This window comes from Rhodococcus sp. BH4, assembly GCF_002079265.1.
Taxonomy (GTDB): Bacteria; Actinomycetota; Actinomycetes; order Mycobacteriales; family Mycobacteriaceae; genus Rhodococcus_F; species Rhodococcus_F qingshengii.
Map to the genome: position 1 here is coordinate 4,870,906 of NZ_CP014941.1, position 17,041 is coordinate 4,887,946.

The 17,041-nt window shown below is 63.6% G+C and carries 18 protein-coding genes and 1 riboswitch; of the genes, 10 read left to right on the top strand and 8 right to left on the bottom strand.

Annotation, left to right across the window (positions count from 1 at the left end):
* Positions 1–13: 13 nt before the first annotated feature.
* Together A0W34_RS22350 and A0W34_RS22355 are read left to right on the top strand one after the other, a co-directional pair.
* The gene (locus A0W34_RS22350) at positions 14–271 is read left to right on the top strand and encodes a DUF2530 domain-containing protein (RefSeq protein WP_007733492.1); all 258 of its coding nucleotides are present in this window, start codon (positions 14–16) and stop codon (positions 269–271) included.
* Between the two features lie 90 nt (positions 272–361).
* Entirely contained in the window at positions 362–1,402 is a 1,041-nt protein-coding gene (locus tag A0W34_RS22355; RefSeq protein WP_081558294.1) for an iron-siderophore ABC transporter substrate-binding protein, read from the top strand.
* Here the strand turns inward: A0W34_RS22355 and A0W34_RS22360 are convergent.
* The 3 genes from A0W34_RS22360 to A0W34_RS22370 form a co-directional block, all read right to left on the bottom strand.
* Entirely contained in the window at positions 1,392–1,943 is a 552-nt protein-coding gene (locus tag A0W34_RS22360; protein ID WP_042921691.1) for a phosphatase PAP2 family protein, read from the bottom strand. The two genes, A0W34_RS22355 and A0W34_RS22360, sit on opposite strands and share 11 nt — an antisense overlap.
* Before the next feature lie 6 nt (positions 1,944–1,949).
* Positions 1,950–4,622: a sacsin N-terminal ATP-binding-like domain-containing protein gene (locus A0W34_RS22365; RefSeq protein ID WP_081558295.1), complete on the bottom strand. Its 2,673-nt coding sequence runs from the start codon at positions 4,620–4,622 to the stop codon at positions 1,950–1,952.
* Positions 4,623–4,690: 68 nt separating this feature from the next.
* Complete coding sequence (locus A0W34_RS22370) at positions 4,691–5,512, bottom strand: DUF3027 domain-containing protein (RefSeq protein WP_030535360.1); 822 nt, start codon at positions 5,510–5,512, stop codon at positions 4,691–4,693.
* 38 nt (positions 5,513–5,550) lie between these two features.
* On the opposite strand from A0W34_RS22370, the gene A0W34_RS22375 reads away from it, so the two are divergent.
* The 3 genes from A0W34_RS22375 to A0W34_RS22385 all read left to right on the top strand — a co-directional run bounded on the left by A0W34_RS22375 (position 5,551) and on the right by A0W34_RS22385 (position 8,639).
* Entirely contained in the window at positions 5,551–6,381 is an 831-nt protein-coding gene (locus A0W34_RS22375; RefSeq protein WP_075834166.1) for a glutaminyl-peptide cyclotransferase, read from the top strand.
* Between the two features lie 69 nt (positions 6,382–6,450).
* Entirely contained in the window at positions 6,451–8,145 is a 1,695-nt protein-coding gene (locus tag A0W34_RS22380) for an MFS transporter (protein ID WP_223304424.1), read from the top strand.
* Positions 8,146–8,171: 26 nt separating this feature from the next.
* Complete coding sequence (locus tag A0W34_RS22385; protein WP_223304425.1) at positions 8,172–8,639, top strand: DUF2771 domain-containing protein; 468 nt, start codon at positions 8,172–8,174, stop codon at positions 8,637–8,639.
* An 88-nt stretch (positions 8,640–8,727) separates the two neighbouring features.
* Here the strand turns inward: A0W34_RS22385 and A0W34_RS22390 are convergent, their stop codons facing one another.
* Positions 8,728–9,141 (bottom strand): cold-shock protein, encoded by a 414-nt coding sequence (locus A0W34_RS22390; protein ID WP_007733502.1) that lies wholly within the window; start codon positions 9,139–9,141, stop codon positions 8,728–8,730.
* 215 nt (positions 9,142–9,356) lie between these two features.
* Between A0W34_RS22390 and A0W34_RS22395 the strand changes: the two genes are divergently transcribed.
* The gene (locus A0W34_RS22395; RefSeq protein ID WP_003940194.1) at positions 9,357–9,584 is read left to right on the top strand and encodes a hypothetical protein; all 228 of its coding nucleotides are present in this window, start codon (positions 9,357–9,359) and stop codon (positions 9,582–9,584) included.
* 33 nt (positions 9,585–9,617) lie between these two features.
* Entirely contained in the window at positions 9,618–10,007 is a 390-nt protein-coding gene (locus A0W34_RS22400) for a YccF domain-containing protein (protein WP_003939919.1), read from the top strand.
* A gap of 94 nt (positions 10,008–10,101) precedes the next feature.
* On the opposite strand, the gene A0W34_RS22405 is transcribed toward A0W34_RS22400, so the two are convergent.
* On the bottom strand, positions 10,102–11,499 hold the full coding sequence (locus A0W34_RS22405; protein ID WP_081558296.1) for a putative Ig domain-containing protein: 1,398 nt from the start codon (positions 11,497–11,499) through the stop codon (positions 10,102–10,104).
* 394 nt (positions 11,500–11,893) lie between these two features.
* A riboswitch (cyclic di-AMP (ydaO/yuaA leader) is annotated at positions 11,894–12,103 on the top strand.
* A gap of 8 nt (positions 12,104–12,111) precedes the next feature.
* Between A0W34_RS22405 and A0W34_RS22410 the strand changes: the two genes are divergently transcribed.
* Positions 12,112–12,675, top strand: coding sequence for a transglycosylase family protein (locus A0W34_RS22410; protein WP_003939675.1), 564 nt, complete (start codon positions 12,112–12,114; stop codon positions 12,673–12,675).
* Positions 12,676–12,758: 83 nt separating this feature from the next.
* On the opposite strand, the gene A0W34_RS22415 is transcribed toward A0W34_RS22410, so the two are convergent.
* On the bottom strand, positions 12,759–12,947 hold the full coding sequence (locus A0W34_RS22415) for a hypothetical protein (protein ID WP_019744939.1): 189 nt from the start codon (positions 12,945–12,947) through the stop codon (positions 12,759–12,761).
* A gap of 60 nt (positions 12,948–13,007) precedes the next feature.
* Between A0W34_RS22415 and A0W34_RS22420 the strand changes: the two genes are divergently transcribed.
* Together A0W34_RS22420 and A0W34_RS33675 are read left to right on the top strand one after the other, a co-directional pair.
* Positions 13,008–15,332, top strand: a complete 2,325-nt coding sequence (locus tag A0W34_RS22420) for a helicase-associated domain-containing protein (protein ID WP_081558297.1) — start codon at positions 13,008–13,010, stop codon at positions 15,330–15,332.
* Between the two features lie 87 nt (positions 15,333–15,419).
* Positions 15,420–15,545, top strand: a complete 126-nt coding sequence (locus A0W34_RS33675; RefSeq protein ID WP_007733507.1) for a hypothetical protein — start codon at positions 15,420–15,422, stop codon at positions 15,543–15,545.
* Positions 15,546–15,969: 424 nt separating this feature from the next.
* Here the strand turns inward: A0W34_RS33675 and A0W34_RS22430 are convergent, their stop codons facing one another.
* Positions 15,970–16,620, bottom strand: coding sequence for a TetR/AcrR family transcriptional regulator (locus A0W34_RS22430; RefSeq protein WP_003940633.1), 651 nt, complete (start codon positions 16,618–16,620; stop codon positions 15,970–15,972).
* 54 nt (positions 16,621–16,674) lie between these two features.
* The gene (locus A0W34_RS22435; protein ID WP_064073975.1) at positions 16,675–16,986 is read right to left on the bottom strand and encodes a hypothetical protein; all 312 of its coding nucleotides are present in this window, start codon (positions 16,984–16,986) and stop codon (positions 16,675–16,677) included.
* Positions 16,987–17,041 lie beyond the last annotated feature (55 nt).

The following is a 17,041-nucleotide window of genomic DNA, read 5'->3' on the forward strand; positions in this document are numbered from 1 at the left end:
TAGCGTTAATTTTGTGACGGAGACTCGCAACACAACAGGCCTGATCGGCAAATTGTCCGCACCCGCGCCGGCACTGATCATCGGCACCGCGTTGTGGGTGATCGCCACGATCGTGGTCGCGGTGAGCGGCGATCGTTGGTCGGATGCACTCCCGATCTGTTACGCGGGTATCGGAGTCGGCTTCCTCGGCTTCGCTCTGTTCTCCATTCAACGACGCGCAGCTGTGCGCGGTGACAAGGGCGCACAGCAGGGCGCCGGTCTGGTCGACTGAGCAGGTCGATTCACCCTTTCAGTATGGTAAGCCTACCCTTCACTCCAGTGTCGGTCTTAGCTTGTCAATGCTGAAAGGAACCACGTAGCCGTGAAGATCTCCCACCGAAATCGTTGGAAAAGCCGAGGACGTTGGACGAGACTGACATCCGTTGCTGTGGTCGCCCTGGTCGGCACAGCACTCGTCTCCTGCAGTTCGAACGACGACGCAGCAAGTAGTCCGTCGAGTTCCGGTGGTGGCGCCTTCCCCGTCACGATCGATCACGCTTTCGGCAGCACCACGATCGATTCCGAACCACAACGGATCGTCACCGTCGGTTACAACGACGAGCAGGCTCTGTTGGCTCTGGGCATCAAGCCCGTCGGAATGGTCAACCAGTACCCGGGCGAACCGGACGTCAACCGCACGTGGCCATGGGTCACCGGCCCTTGGGGCGGAACCGAACCGACCGTCGTCGGCAGCAATCCCGAAACCACGATCAGCGTCGAAAAGATCGCTGCGCTCGAGCCCGACCTGATCCTCGCGCTCTACTCGAGCATCGACAAAGACCTGTACAGCACACTTTCCGCGATCGCCCCGACCGTCGCGAAGGATCCGGCCTACGGCGACTACGCAACTCCGTGGCAGATCACGACGAAGACCGCAGCGAAGGCAGTGGGTCGCGAAGCCGACGGCGAGAAGTTGGTCGCCGATATCGACAAGCAGTTCGCCGACGCCAGAAGCGCTCACCCGGAATTTGCAGACCAGACCGCGGTGATCATCAGCGTCGACGCGCCCCCGGAGTTCTACGCCTTCTCCTCCGAGGACGCCCGCGGACGGGTTCTCGGCAGTCTCGGATTCAAACCTGCTCCCGCGGTCGAGGCCTTGATGAACGGTGAGTTCTACGCGCCGATCTCCACCGAACGACTGGATCTTCTCGACGTGGACCGTCTCGTTGTCATCGGCAATCCCGATGCCGCACAGGCGGTCCGAAACAACCCTGGCTTCCAGCAACTCGACGTGGTCAAGGACAATCGCGTCGTCTACGTCAACGACGATCAGGCTCCGCAGGTCGGTGCGGCCTTGACCGCAAGCTCGGCACTGAGCTTGCCGTGGGCCACGAGCCAACTACTCGCCGAGCTCACGAAGTAACCAGCGCCCGGCGCTTTCTGATCTGCGCGGTTCCCCAGATCCACACCCCGGCCCACATCATCCCGAACGCCCAACCTGCCAGTACATCGGTCATCCAATGGGCAGCCAGGTAGACGCGGGAGAATCCGACGGCGATCGTGTACAGGCCGAGGCTCGCGAGCATTGCCGTCTTCGCGAGCCTCGGCAAGGCAAGACGAAGGATCACGGCGGCAACCGAAGTCGCGAGGATCGCGCTCATCATCGCGTGGCCCGACGGGAACGAATACGAATCGATTTCGATCAACCGCTCCGGCAGGGGTGGACGGGTTCGCGTGAAGATGCGCTTCAATCCGCTCATCACGAGCAGACCGGTCAACATCGATCCGGCGATCAGCAGAGCTTCGGTGCGTAGTCCCCGGACCAGAAGCACGATCGTGAGCAGCGTCGCGATCAGCCACGACGCGAGGGTTCCGCCGCTGTCGGTGATGACGTCGACGACGTCCACGAGCCACGCCGTCCGCTGACTCACTGCGCTGTCGAGTACCCACTGATCAAAAGACATCTGCCCTCACATTCCTTGCGGCAGAGTCCACGTACGCATCACGTGATGAACGCCGTCCGAGTCCACCCACCACGGCACGATCACCGTCGTCTCGACCGCCCCCGTCAGTTCCACCGTCAGTTCGTGATGGATCACTACCTCGCCGCTGGGTACCTCACGGCCGAGGGCTGCGAAGCCGAGAACTGCCTGCGGTTCGTTCGCCCACGTCGTGACGACGCCGGTGCTGCTCACTCGTCCGTGAACGGATGCAGACGCCGTCGCGACGTCGAGTAGATCTGCCAGTGCGTCGGCCGTCTCGAAGCTGCCGAGCACCACTCGTTGTGCAGGTAGTGCCGCTCCCAGCCACGGTCGGTCGAGAACAAGGGCGTCGCCGGGATCGACCAGATCGCCGGAAAGGCCTCGCACGAACGGAGGCAGGTGCAGTTCCTCCAGGTCGAGAACCCGTCGCTGCGCTGCCTCACCCAGTAGCCGGTGCGTCCGCGCGACGACGGCGGAGGCCGGCATCCGTAGTGGGTCCGCAAGCCGATCGAGCAGCAGCTGAGCCAGTTCCGGATCGTCGACGGTATCCGATGCCAGCAATCCGGAGAAGAATCCGGCGTCGGGGTGTTCGGCAGCATCGAGCAAGCCCTCGAAGGTGCGATCGCCCGGAGCGCGCAGCAAGCCCAGCACCTCACCGCCGAGTTCGGCATTCGAACGCAACCACCACGCCGTGTATCCACGACGGTCGGTGAGCAGCGCCCGCGTCGCCGGCGACTCGACCAGCAGCGACAACGCCTGCGGCCAGCGGTCTTCGTCCACGAGGTCGAGATCGCGCACGGCTTCGATGTATTCGGGGTCCTCGTCGAGGGTGTCCCACCATGCGTCTTCGGCGTCGAGATCGTGATCGGGGCCGGAAGGCAATTCCTCACGGACCACCGTGAAACCCCACCCGACACCGACTACCCGTAGCGCCTGCTCCCCCACCCGCTGAACAAAATCAGCGTCGACGATGCCAAAGGGAGAATCCTCGACCAGGACGCTTGCAAGGGGAGCTCCCGGAAGCAGAAGTTGGTCGGCGGACCGCAATTCGCCCTCCGAATCAGGAAGCAGCACTTCACCGATCCACGACGGCAGCGCTCCTGGCGCCACGTGGGCCGCCAATCCGAGTACAACCTGCGCCAACTCCGTCGCTACCGAATCATCTTGGTCCGCAGCATCTTCGATCAATGCGCGCAGCGCCGGATCGGACAGCAGGTCGGTGGCACTCGCGGTCTGCGCTCCCAATCGAGACAGCAACGGGTGAACCGCGACGGGATGAACCAACCTCGTCCACTGCACCGACGGCGCGTCTTCGCCCAGTTCGACGCCGACGACGACGGTCCGCGGCCCGGTCACCGTCCGTCCGTCGGAGAGCGGAACCGGCAGTGTTCCAAGCTCTTCCACCGCAAGAGTGTCGATCACCAAGGGCTCGAGAGCCGAATAGAGTCGATTCCACCACTTCGGTTCACGTTCCGAACCGCTGAGCAGTTCCGCGATGCGCGCGAGCCCGATGCGGTGCGTCGACACTGCCGCGAGTGCTCGCTCGTGCTTGGGGCCGGAGAGCTCGGGGACAACCAGGCCGCCGATGATGTCGGTGAGCAACTCGGCAAGGTCATCACCGAGCCCGGGCACCACGGATGCTCGCTGCGGCGCGCGGTCGGGTTCACCGACCACCGGAAGCCACTCGTTTTCCTGCAGCTCCTTCAGAAGCGCTTCGCGCAGAAGCGAATCGGTTTCGCTGCGGGCAAAGGCAGGGATCGGGACGAGTGCCGTTCGCTGCCGAGGAGGTAGTGCAGCAAGGAACTTCGCGTACCCCTCGGCAAGCGGAGCGATCGGTGCAGCGGGCATGATGCGTCGCCGATCGGGTTGCATTGCAATGTCGGCAATGATGATCGCGGGGATCGACAGCTCCTCGTCGGATCGCGTCGGCGCCCGCAGGACGTCGTCTGCGACCGGCTCGACGACCCCGTCGCGGACCGGCACCAACCATCGCGCGTTCGGCGCGGTGTACTGCCACCACGTGCGATCACCGATCGCGATCTCGACGAGGCCGGAATCCAGCACCCGTTCCGATCGCCGAAAAGTCTTCTCACCCAGACGAATTGATCCGAGAGCCGGGAGTTCGAGCAGCAGGTCGACTGCCTCACGTGTCATCTGCGAAAGCAGCGCCGCGGCATCGACGTCCGGCCGAAGCGTCAGCACCACTTCCGAATCAGCACCATCGCTCGGCAATTCGCCAGACGGCCACACCAAACGAAGTACGGGGACACCGGTTTCCGGTACCGGGAGTTCGCGAGACTCGATCTCGCGCAGAGTGTGCGAGGCAGAGAATCGAATCGATCCCGTCGACGAGCGCAGTTCCACCTCGTCACTGACCGAGAGAACTGCCGAGAATCCGACGCCGAACCGTCCCGTCACACCTTCGTCGGCGTCGACCTTGTTCGACGCGCGCAGCGCGGTCAGCGCATGTACACCGGATTCGTCCAGTGGACGGCCCGTGTTCGCCACCGTCAGCGTCCGACCGTCCACATCCACCCACAAAGAGCCCTGGACGCCCTCGCGTGCAGCTGCATCGGCAGCGTTCTGCGCCAGTTCGGTGAGCAGACGGTCGCGGTACCCGGCCTTTGCGAGGTCGGATTCCGCAGCCGCGTCTTCACGCAATCGCGTCGGAGATTCCGACCACGCGCGCAGCGTCGCCTCGCGGAGTGCGTCCGTACCGAACGGATCTTCTACTCGGTGGATACCGAATCCTCAACTGCAACAGCGCTCGACGGGCGAGCGGGCACCGCAATCAGCTCGACGGCTCCGTCGTCGAATGCGTCGAACTGCGGCGAGCCCGCACCGAGCGGCAGGCTGGTGTCCGAGTGCGCGCCACAACCGTAGGACACGCTGACCACACGGCCGTCTGCGGAGAGTTCGTTTCCGCACACACCGAACGCTGCGTGCAGCGAACCGGCGAGTGGAAGGAAGAATCCACACAGTCCACACGTCGACGGCGCGGCCTTCGCCATCTCCGACTCCGGGCCGAAGTCACCGTCGAACCAACGCTGCGCGGCATCGAGTCGGCCCTCGCGGCTCATGACCTGTTTGCGGCCGAGCCCGATTTCGAGAGCTACCTCGTCGACTTCCGGGTCACCGGTGGCGACGTAGCCGGGAACGAGGCGAGGATCCTCGGCCGGCGGGGCGAGTAGGTCACCGACGGACAGATCGCCGGGACGAATCCGCTGATCCCATGGCAGCCATTCCGGCGCAACCAACGCGTCGGGACCCGGCAACAGCGCCAACTCACTGATCGTGGCGTGGGTGTCCTCCGGTCCGGCAGCGACGACAACCGCCCACTGCCAACCGCGGTATCCCGGAATGTCTGCTGCAAATCGATGGGTGGCGGCAAATTCGTCCTCCGACGTCACGCCGAGGTATGCCCCCACACCGCCTTCATGCAGGTCGACGACTGCCTTTCGGGCAAGCTCGACCGCATCGGCCAGTACTGGGCGCGGCACTGCACGCTCTGGAGAAGTAGCAACACTCACTCCTCCAGTTTGCCGCACCACCGCAAGTCCGCAACGCACTGGGCTGCCATGCTGGGCAGATGAGTAGGTCACACGCCAATTCCGTGCGCACTTTTGCAGTGGTCGCCGTGATCGCCTCGGCCTTGGCGGGGTGCTCCGATTCCCCCGGCGCTCCCGACAACCTCACGTCCGAAACCGGCTCCGTCGAGATCGTTCGAGTGTCCGCGCACGATCCCGACGCGTTCACGCAGGGCCTCGAGATCGACGGAAACCGGTTGTACGAAAGCACCGGACGCGTCGGGCAGTCCTGGGTGCGCTCGAGCGAGATCTCCGACGAGCAGTCCCCCGCTTCGGGACCGGAAGTTGCGCGTGCCGATCTCGACCCGCCGTTGTTCGGTGAGGGCATCACGGTTGCCGGAGACACACTGTGGCAACTCACCTGGAAAGACGGCGTTGCCATCGCCCGTGACAAGGACACCTTGACCGAACGAGGGCGGTTCCCACTCGACACCGAGGGATGGGGAATCTGTTCGCTCGGGGATCGGCTGGTCTCGAGCGACGGTTCGGCCACGTTGACCTTTCGCGATCCCGAAACCTTCGCGTCGATCTCGACCGTCGACGTCACCAGATCTTCGGAGTCCGTCGGCAAGCTGAACGAATTGGAATGCGCCGAAGACGGCTCCGTCTACGCCAATGTCTGGACCACGGATACCGTCGTCCGAATCGACCCGTCGGACGGCAGCGTCACGAACGTGTACGACGCTTCGCCGCTACGCGAAGAACTCGTCGCGGACGGATCGACCAGCACCGTCGACGTTCTCAACGGCATCGCGCAGATTCCCGGTACCGATCGATTCCTGCTCACCGGCAAGTATTGGCCGCAGATGTTCGAAGTCCGTTTTGTTAACTGAGTCCGACATGACACAGGACTCGCAGGGGTGTGCGTGGTAGCCGCGCCGACACTAGGACAGAATTGAGTGGTGACCGGACCGCGCGAACCCTACGACCCCGAAACTCGGCGAATCCACGACGAGCCGGAGGGGCAACAGGTGCACCCCGGTTACGACAATTACCCACCCGCGGCCCGCCCGGACAATTACCCACCTTCGGCCCGTCCCGCTGCCCGTCGCACGCCTTTGCCACCGCTGCATCCGATTCCCGAATCGCGGGGAGACTCCGAATCCGCGGCCGGTTCGAAGACGCCGGGGGCGGACGCTCCCAAGGCTCCACCGATGCCTCGCAAGCTCACCGTCACTCGCGTCGCAGCGATGCGCAGCCGCGAACTGACGAACAAGGGCATCGCGACCTTCCAGCGCGCGGCGAAGGCCGACGGCGCGGACAAGTCCGGTCTGACCGCTCTCACCTACGCGGTGATGACGAACAACGCGACCGACGCGGCGATCTCCGTCGCTCTGGCCAACACCCTGTTCTTCTCGGCGGCGACGGGCGAGGACAAGACCAAGGTCGCGCTCTATCTCCTGATCACGATCGCACCGTTCGCGGTCATCGCACCGCTCATCGGCCCCATGCTCGACCGGTTGCAGCGCGGACGCCGCATCGCACTCGCGTCGTCGTTCGGAATCCGGACGCTCCTCGCGGTGATCCTGGTCTTCAACTTCGACAGTTGGATCCTCTATCCGGCCGCGCTCGGCATGATGGTGCTCAGTAAATCGTTCTCGGTGCTCAAGAGTGCAGTGACACCACGTGTCTTACCACCGGAAATAGACCTGGTGCGCGTGAATTCGCGTCTGACGGTCTTCGGGCTGATCGGTGGAACGATCGGGGCCGGCGCGGTCGCAGGTGCGCTCGCGCTCGCTTTCGGTTCCACCGGCGCCTTGTGGTTCGCGGTCGCCGTCACCGTGTTCGGCGCATATCTGAGCATGCGAATCCCGTCGTGGGTCGAGGTCACCGAGGGTGAGGTACCCGCGACCATCACCTACCACCCGGACGAAGCGCATCACGCCGGCAGCGCCCCACCGCAGCCGGACGCCAAACCTGCCAAGGTCCGTCAGCCTCTCGGACGCGCCGTGATCATCGGACTCTGGGGCAACGGCACCATTCGCGTGCTCACCGGCTTCCTGACGCTCTACATCGCGTTCGTCGCCAAATCACGCACCGATCACGAGCCGCTCCAGCAGGCCATGATGCTCGGCCTGGTCGGCGCAGCAGCCGGTCTGGGTAACTTCGCCGGAAATGCCACGGGTGCGCGCCTCAAGCTCGGCCGGCCTGCCTTGATCGTGCTCCGGTGTACTGCGTCGGTGTGGATCATCGCGGTGATCGCAGCTCTGACGGACAACCTCATGACGGCCGCGCTTGCCACGCTCATCGCATCGGCCGCCAGCGCGCTCGCCAAGGTCTCACTCGACGCGTCACTCCAGCACGACCTGCCCGAGGAATCGATCGCGTCCGGATTCGGTAGATCCGAGACGGTTCTGCAGCTGAGCTGGGTACTCGGCGGCGCATTGGGGGTTCTGCTTCCGACCGAATACTGGATCGGGTTCACTGTTGTATCGGTGTTCCTGACGATCGGGCTTCTGCAGACCTTCCTGAGCTACCGAGGAAGCAGCCTCCTGCCCGGCCTCGGCGGGAAGCGACCCGATCTGGCCGAACAAGAAGTGACCGAAGTGATTTACACCGGTAAATCCAACCGAGGACAAGGAAGTACTCCGCAGTGATGATGCGCTCGAGAACAAAGAAGATCGTGGCAGCGATCAGTGTCCTGATGGTGGTGGCACTGGTTGCTTACGTCTCCGTTCTTTTCGTGATCATCAAGAACATCAATGACGACCCCGACAAGCTGCCGGTCATCACTGCATACGCACACGGCAAGACGATCGAAACGAACCCTGCCGGTTTCTGCACCATCGACCTGTCCCAGTGCGCCCAGGTGGGCGACATCTACGCACTCGACGTTCCAGCGGGCTACCCGCTGCAGCTGTCGTTGTCGACGGACGTCTCGGATGCGCAGTGGGCACTGCTCGCCGTCTACGAGGATGCCGACGGCAACCAGACCGGTGAGCCCCGAGTCTTCGAGCCCGGCGAGGCCCTGGCAGTGACGGTCGAGTCTTCGAGCGATCCCGTCAAGCAACTCGTCGGCGTCGAAATCCACCTCGCCGTCGGTGAGGGAAGCGAACAGGGACTGCTGATCTGGTCGATCAAGACCGCCTGATCCCCGGAACGTCGAAAATGCCCTGCACACCGATTGGTGTGCAGGGCATTTTGTTTCGAAGCCGTATATGGCAGCTCGTATCGAGCGATCAGGTGTCGAGCTCGCGAGCGACGGCCCGGACGACCTCGGAGATCCGCTGAGCGGTCTTACGGTCCGGGTACTTGCCGTTGCGCAGATCCGGCTGGACCTTCGCCTCGAGCAACGTGATCATGTCCTCGACCATGCCGTGCAACTGATCAGGGGTGTGCTTACGCTCGACGGGCTCACGACGCGTCGCCGTCGCGCCGCGCAACGACGGCGCCGGCTCGAGTACCTTCAGGCTCAGTGCCTGCGGACCGCGGCGGCCCGCAGCCATTCCGAACTCGACGCGCTGGCCGGCCTTCAAGCCTTCGACGCCCTCGGGGAGAGCGGAAGCACGGACGTAGACGTCCTCGCCCTCTTCCTGCGACAGAAAGCCGAAACCCTTTTCGACGTCGTACCACTTCACCTTGCCGGTCGGCACCGCGTTCACCTGCTCATCACTCGACTGGGGCGTCTGCCCCAATGTGCTCGGGAGGCTCTCGGAAGAGCCTCATGGCCTTGCTCGCATCGCTTCCGGTGGAAGAATGCAAAAGAACGCGCCCCACACTTGCTTCAGCGGGGCGCGCAGTCTGTTAACAGTCTACCTGTGACGAACCCGGGTCGGCACCCAGGTTTACAGGCACTATCCTCGTAGGTGTGGACCCTCAACCGAACCCGCGCACTTCCGGCACCGGAAACGGTCTGTTCCGTACGGCGATGGCACTGTTCATCGTCGGATTCCTGGCGATCGTGGCCATCTTCGCAGTCCATATCTTCAGCGACACCCCACCCGGCCTGGCGTTGTACCTGGTAGCACTCGCGTGCCCGATCGGCTTCCTCCTGGCCATCGTCTACACGCTCAGATCCGGTCGACGCGTGCGCTGATCACTCCCGCCTCCAACCGAAAGGTCACTGACCATGAGAATCCTCCTGAACGTGATCTGGCTGGTCTTCGGCGGCTTCTGGCTGGCGTTGGGTTACTTCGCCGCAGGCATCATCTGCTGCATCCTCATCATCACGATTCCCTTCGGAATCGCGGCATTCCGCATCGGCATCTACGCACTGTGGCCGTTCGGTAAGACCGTCGTCGACAAGCCGACCGCTGGTGTCGGTTCGATGATCGGCAATGTCATCTGGGTGATCATCGCCGGTATCTGGTTGGCGATCGGACACATCGTCACCGCCGTCGCGATGGCGATCACGATCATCGGAATTCCGCTCGCGGTCGCGAACCTGAAGATGATTCCGATCTCGCTGATGCCGCTCGGCAAGGAGATCGTCGACGTGGACCGGGTGAATTACGCATAGTCGTGGACCGCGTCGATTACGCATAGCGGGCCCGCGGACCGAAGAACCCGACCACAGCAGTTGCTGTGGTCGGGTTCTCTGGTATCAGGTCGTATCAGCGGCCGAGGCTACCGAGTCGGGGGAGGTTACCGAGCGAACCGGTACCCGTTCCCGGGTTGCCCGGATCGACGGGGCCGACCGGCCCCTCGGAGACCACGATGGTCACGCTCGAAGCACGCGAAAGCACGCTCTTCGCAGTGACCTCGACGGTGACGCTGCCGACAGCGGTGGGGGTACCCGAGATGGTGCCGTCCTGTGCGAGGGACAGTCCGCCGGGCAGAGTGCCACTGGTGAGTGCAAAGGTTGCGCGCGCATCGGCGGCAGTGAGCTTCTGCGAATATGCCTTACCTACCTGAGCGGCAGGCAATTCGACGGTCGCGGGTAGCGGGTACGCGGCAACGACTGTCACCTTGCCCCCGTTGGTCGTCGACGCGATGGCGCCGGTCGAGGTGTCGAGCGCGAGGTTTTTGACCTTCTCCAGTGCCGGAACCTTGGTATCGGTCAGAGCGGTGGTGGCGCGGGTCGTCAGATCGACCGACCACAGGTGTCCGTTCATGACGTCCGCGACATATGCAATGCCTGCCGCAGCGTCGACGACCACGCCGTTGGGAATCGCGGTCGGAGACAGCGTGGTCTTCGACAGAATCGCGCCGGCCGGGGTGATCGCCCACAGGTTGGTTGCCCGGGTGTCGGTCATGTAGATGTTGCCGGTGTTCGTGTCGACATCGACGTCGACCGGGTAGAGGTTGTCGGCACGCACGATCGACTTGAGTGCTCCGCCCTTGCGTACGTCCGCCTGCCACAGCGTGCGGCCGTAATTCTCGTCGAAGAAGTTGGTGTCCGCGATGTAGAGGAAGCCGCGGACACTGTCGAAGGCGAGCTTGGTCGGCGTTGCCGACTTGTGGACCAGAATGCTCGACACGGCGTCGGCGGCGTTGGGGTCGACGACTCGGATGTTGCCGGACTTGTAGTCCGAGAAGTACGCGCGGTGTGTTGTGGGATCGACGACGACATCGTTGATCTGCGGACGCGAGCCGTCGGGGTTCTTCTCGCTCAGCGTGACCGTCTTTTCGACCTTGCCGGTCTTCGTGTCGACAATCGAGATCGCGCCGCCGTAGGAGGAGGACACGTATGCGCGTCCGAGGCCCGAGTCGACGGCAAGTGCCGACGGGTAACCGACGACGCCGTCGATGGTGCCGACAGACTTGCCGGTGTTCGTGTCGACGACGGACAACGAGCTGGTCGGTCCGCCGTACTGCGTGATGTATCCGCGGTGGGTTGCCGAGTCGACGACGATGTCGCCGGGCTGGGTTGCGGTATAGCTTCCGACAACACCGTGTGTCGGATCCTCGGGTGAGGCGTGTGCAGCGGGAGCAGTGACGGCCAGGCCGACAGCAGCAGCGGCGACGGCGAGCGACGCGGTGACCGCACGCCGACGGTATTGCAGTTTCATGAGGGGTGCCCTACTTCTTTGGAAGACTCTGCGAAACCTGCCCAATCGAGGCAAGTCAGGCAAACCTAACCTAAGTTTCAATCTCGATGTTGAGACACGGGCCACACCCTGGGCGCGGATCGACACACCTCTCAATCGCCCGAAATTCTATTTCCACATAACGTGTGACCTTGCTCACATTACGGATGGATAACGGAACGGACACAACCCGACATTCACTCAGTCACCCCCACCTACCTGGGAAGAGTCTCCTGCGCTTTGTGTGACGCGTTGTACGTCCTTCGCCACGCCGCGTTATCAAATGGTGACACGAGCGACTCGAGCCGTTACCGTCGTTTTCGGCCGGGAAACTCGGCCACCTCCGGCCCGCCGCGCCAAGCCTTGTCCCGCGGGTACCGGACTTCCGACAGAGCATTCCAGGGACGAGGACGGGGGACCCAAAGTCCTCTGTGAGAACAGAAAAGTTCTCCAGTGGACACCGGTTCGATCGCAAGACCGAATCTTGGGGTGAAGCCAGACCCTTTCCAGCCAGGAAAGGCGAGGCCGGGCGACCTCTCAGCCCGAACCCGACAGCTGACCTCGCAGGCGCGTGTGGAGAGGATTTCGACCATCATGAGCGGACGCCATCGCAAGCCCACCACCACCGGCCGCACTGTCGCCAAGGTCGCCGTCACCGGCGCCATCATGGGCGTAGCAGGAATTGCAGCCACCGGAACCGCAAACGCTGCCCCCGACTCCGACTGGGATCGTCTCGCCCAGTGTGAGGCCGGCGGAAACTGGGCCATCAACACGGGCAACGGTTACCAGGGCGGACTGCAGTTCTCCCCCAGCACGTGGAACGCACACGGCGGCGGACAGTACGCAGCCACCGCAAACCAGGCCACTCGCGAGCAGCAGATCGTTGTTGCCGAGCGTGTTCTCGCAAACCAGGGTTGGGGCGCATGGCCGTCCTGCTCCTCCAGCCTCGGGCTGAGCAGCGGCGCCACCGAGCGTTCCGCTCCAGCCACCACGGCTCCTCAGGCAGCTCCGGCTCCGGCGCAGCAGGTCGCACAGACCGTTGCACACCCGGTCGCCGACGCCATCGATCAGGCAATCGCATTCGCCGAGGCCAACGGCATCCCGGTCGACCCGCAGATCCTCGCAGTCGCCGACACCGCGAAGTCGTTCCTCAAGTAACACCGGCAAGACTGTCCGCTCGGACGCTCGAACATCAAGAAGGCCCGCACCGATTCGGTGCGGGCCTTCTTCGTGTCGAGTTGTTATCGGTTGATGACGGTGTGCGGGTGTACGTAAGGAAGTGACTCCACCGGAACCGGAAAGGTGGTGTCCTCGCCGAAGGGTGAAAGTCCACCTGCGCGGGTCGATGACAATTCGGTCACTGCGTGATCTCCGTCTGCAGTTTCCGGCCATCCTGGATCTACATAGTGTTGCTTCGAATTGTTGGCCACGAAGTCATTTTGACAGGACGCCGTTACGCCGTACAGACCAGGTCTCTAATCTGATACCTGATGACCGAAACACGTGGCACCCCGGCGGGCAGTTCCGCAGCCGAAAGTCTGACCGATTGGCTCTCGGCGCGCAGTGACGCCGAGTTGACGGAGTTGCTGCGTCTGCGCCCCGATCTGGCCGTACCGCCGCCGAGCACGATGGTGGTTCTCAGCGGTCGGGCACAGCAACGCGCGTCGGTCAGCCGAGCCGCGGACGAACTCGACACCCTCGATTTCGGTCTTCTCGAATTGTTGGCACTGGCCGGCGCCGAGGAAACTCCGATGACGCGGGCGGAGCTCAACAGTGCGATCGCCGAACGCGCCCTGACCGGCAAGGGCAAGGTCACCAAGAAGGCCGTCGACAAGTCTCTGTCGAAGATGCGCGCGTCCGCCCTCATCTGGGGTGTCGATCCCATCAGCGTCGTCCCGGCAGTCATCGGGATGATTCCGTGGCGTGTGGGGCGCGCCCTCGAACCTGCCGAGGCGATGACCGAGACCGAGATCTCGGCTGCGCTCAACGCTCTGGACACCCGCGAGCGGGATCTCCTCGAGACACTCGCCAACTCCAGCCCGATCGGTCGCACCCGCGACGCTGCCCCCGGAACGCCGCCTGAGCGCCCGGTTCAACGACTGCTGGCGGCCGGCCTGCTGCGGTGGCTCGACGAGCAGACTGTCGAGCTTCCGGCGACGGTTCGTCAGGTCATCCGCGGCGAGCCGGTTTTCGATCCGACGACGCTGACCGCACCCGTCATCGGGGGCGACAAACTCAAGCCGGCGGACGTGAACGCCGCAGCAGCCGGCGAGGCGCTCGAGTTGGTACGCCAATGCGAGAACGTGATCGCTGTTCTGGGCGCAGCGCCGGCCCCCGCACTGCGAGCCGGTGGGCTCGGTGTTCGAGAACTACGACGCGTGGCCAAGACGGCCGATCTCGACGAAGCGCGCGTGAGCCTACTTGTCGAGTTGCTCTCGGCAGCCGGACTCATCGCCAGTGGAACACCAGATCCGGCGCCGGTCTCGGACAACGCGGACGAATACTGGACGCCCACGCTTGCGGTCGACGGCTGGCTGAACGCATCCACAGCGCGACGGTGGGAGGTCCTGGCGTCCGCCTGGGTCGACGTACCTCGAGTCCCGTGGATGATCGGGCTGCGCGATTCCACCGACAAGCCGATCGCGGCGTTGTCCGAGGAGGGCCGCGCTCCGGCGGCTCCGCGAGATCGTCAGGCCATTCTGGGGCTGCTCTCCGAACTCGACAGCGGCCAGACCGCGTCGACCGTCGAGGTAAGTCGGCTGCTGGCGTGGCGACGCCCGCGATGGAGCGGGCGCCTGCGGACGTTCGCGATCGAGCGGACTCTGGACGAGGCCGCTGCTCTCGGGCTGGTGGCCCGCGGCGCGTTGTCGTCACCTGGACGAGCCTTGCTGCACGGCGGGGACGCCGAAGCCGAAATGCAGTCCGCGCTACCCGAGCCCATCGACTACATCCTGGTCCAGGCGGATCTGACTCTGGTTGCGCCCGGCCCGCTGGTACCGGACCTGCTCGAGCAGGTGAGCCTGGTCGCAGACATCGAGTCGGCCGGATCGGCGTCCATGTACCGCATCAGCGAGGACAGCGTGCGTCGTGCGCTCGACGCCGGTCTGACGGCCACCGAACTGCATGCGATGTTCGCTTCGAAATCGAAGACTCCTGTCCCCCAATCACTTTCGTATTTGATCGACGATGTCGCCCGTCGACACGGACGACTGCGTGCCGGAGTGGCGGCGTCGTTCATTCGATGTGAGGACGCGTCACTGCTGGCGGAGGTCCTCGCATCCGCAGTGGCCGAGCCGTTGGCACTGCGCGCCTTGGCTCCCACCGTCGCGATTTCGCAGGCCCCTCTCCGCGAAGTCCTGACCGAGCTGCGAGCCGCCGGATTCGCGCCGGCAGGTGAGGACTCCTCGGGCACGTTGGTCGATCTCCGCCCACGTGGGGCACGTGTACCCAACCGTCGCAGCCGACCGGCGTCGAGGATGCCGGCGAGCCCGTCGGCGGATCAGCTGGCGTCGTTGGTCCGCACGATGCGGGCCGGAGACCGTGCTTCCGCCCCCGGCCGCGGCGGAGTGCGAACGGACGGTTCACGGGAGAACAACGCCGCCACCATCGCCTTGCTGGCCACGGCGGCCCGAGACAATTCGAGCGTCAACATCGGCTACGTCGACGCCCAGGGGGTCGCGACGCATCGCATCGTCGACCCCGTCAGCGTGGGCGGCGGACAGCTGGACGCCTTCGACCCCGCGAGCGGCGCGGTTCGCCGTTTCACGTTGCACCGAATTACTTCCGTCAGCCCCGTCGACTCCGGAAAAAAGTAGCAAAAAAGAAGCAACTGGCTTTTTTCTGTAAATGAAGTATGGTCGAGGTCAGTTTGTGATTGCCACTTCGAAAAATGAGGAGCGACAATGGCTGACAAGGCGCCGGGTAAGAACATGAAGAAACCCGCCCAGTCGATCAAGGAACGCCGCGCGGAGAAGCGGGCGAAAACTGCGGAGTCTTCCGAGTTCATCCGTAAGCGGAAGCGGAGCTGACAGCAAAGTCCAGAGAAGACGAGCTGATTGCGAAGCTGACCAATGCCTGCCTCCACCGACACCCTCGTGCACCTGCACGAAACGTTCAACCTGTTCAAGTCACGTAATCGAGGAACTGACGCACGCTCGCGCGGGTACGCAGCGGGCATGACCCTCGCTTCACTCTGCGTCCTCGACGAACACGCTCGGCAATCCGGAATACTTCTATCGGATTTACCGCAGAAAGAGAATCAACCATCGTGAAAAGAACAATCCATACCCTGGACCGCATTCAAACGAGACTCGAATCGGAGCTTGATTCCACTCCGGGTGATTCCGAAAAGAATATCGGTTACCGGTCCGGAATTTCCGAAGCTATTACTCATGTAATGGAAATGCGGAAGTCAGTGGTCGCGCAGAAATAGGAGACGCATCGATTAGGCGCTCACCCCAATAACTGCCGCACACCACCCACCAGAAAGACGACCTGGTCCTCGTAGAAGTCGGCAAGCCGCTCCGGCGCGAGCGGCTTGCCACTTCCGCTCCAATCGTCCGCCCGGCTCAACGCCTGGAGGAAGCCCATCAAGGCAATCGCCCAGCGAGTCTCGAGCCGTTCGGGATCGGTAGCAGGAAAAGTACGACGGACCTGGTCGAGGAGATGTTCACGCAGGTGCAGCTCGGTCGCCTCGAGGGCTGGATGGCCCGGTCGTGACATCTGCGGCTGCGAGATCTGCGTGACGATTCTGATCCATCGCATTCCCCGCGTGCGATGGCGAAGGAGCAATGCCTTGTAGGGCGCAGTGACGGCCCGTACCAGCGCCTCCACCGTCGGCGGCGTCTTGTCGGCGGAGAGGGCGTCGACGTTCGCGCTGATCTGATCTCGCACCGACGTTCCCATGTCCAACAGCACCGCTGCGACCAGATCGTCCTTGGTTCCGAAATGGTAGTGGACCGATGACGGCCCGAGACCGGCCGCGGCGTTGACCGAGCGCAGCGAAACTGCATCCAATCCCTCTGTCGCGAAAAGCCTTTCAGCAGTTTTGAGCAAACGCAGACGCGTCGCGTCGCCTTGACGGTTCTGCCGGGAGTCGGTCATACGAACGAGCTTCGCACGGGCTCGACAAACGTCTCAACCGTGGCGAACGCGGAGTCAGAGTGATTCACGGTGTGCTCGCACCCTGTTGTCGCGATCCACCCAGCCGTGGGCGCGTGCGTAGACCACCATCGCGGAGAACTTCTGTCTCCACTCGGTGTTTCCGATCCGGGCAGCGACGGCTTGCTCCAAGTGGCCGATGTCGAGCCAGACGTGATCCCCCTCGAGTTCCCCCCACGGTTCCAGTACCCGACTCAGAGTCTCGGATCGATCGTCGCCGCCAACGACGACCGAGAGACTGGTGAAGTCGTCGACACTGTTCAGTTCGACGGTCGAGGAGTCGGGGGTGATTGTGACGTCCAGTTGCATACCTCTTCAATACTCCTTCGGAAAGTACTTGGTTCAGTCGATCGACTCGCAACAA

Bases quoted from the DNA above. Each gene is read 5' to 3' on its own strand.
- A0W34_RS33675 (WP_007733507.1), top strand. From the start codon at position 15,420: ATGGCTGACAAGGCGCCGGGTAAGAACATGAAGAAACCCGCCCAGTCG.
- A0W34_RS22430 (WP_003940633.1), bottom strand. From the start codon at position 16,620: ATGACCGACTCCCGGCAGAACCGTCAAGGCGACGCGACGCGTCTGCGT.
- A0W34_RS22420 (WP_081558297.1), top strand. From the start codon at position 13,008: ATGACCGAAACACGTGGCACCCCGGCGGGCAGTTCCGCAGCCGAAAGT.
- A0W34_RS22405 (WP_081558296.1), bottom strand. From the start codon at position 11,499: ATGAAACTGCAATACCGTCGGCGTGCGGTCACCGCGTCGCTCGCCGTC.
- A0W34_RS22360 (WP_042921691.1), bottom strand. From the start codon at position 1,943: ATGTCTTTTGATCAGTGGGTACTCGACAGCGCAGTGAGTCAGCGGACG.
- A0W34_RS22435 (WP_064073975.1), bottom strand. From the start codon at position 16,986: ATGCAACTGGACGTCACAATCACCCCCGACTCCTCGACCGTCGAACTG.
- A0W34_RS22400 (WP_003939919.1), top strand. From the start codon at position 9,618: ATGAGAATCCTCCTGAACGTGATCTGGCTGGTCTTCGGCGGCTTCTGG.
- A0W34_RS22410 (WP_003939675.1), top strand. From the start codon at position 12,112: ATGAGCGGACGCCATCGCAAGCCCACCACCACCGGCCGCACTGTCGCC.
- A0W34_RS22375 (WP_075834166.1), top strand. From the start codon at position 5,551: ATGAGTAGGTCACACGCCAATTCCGTGCGCACTTTTGCAGTGGTCGCC.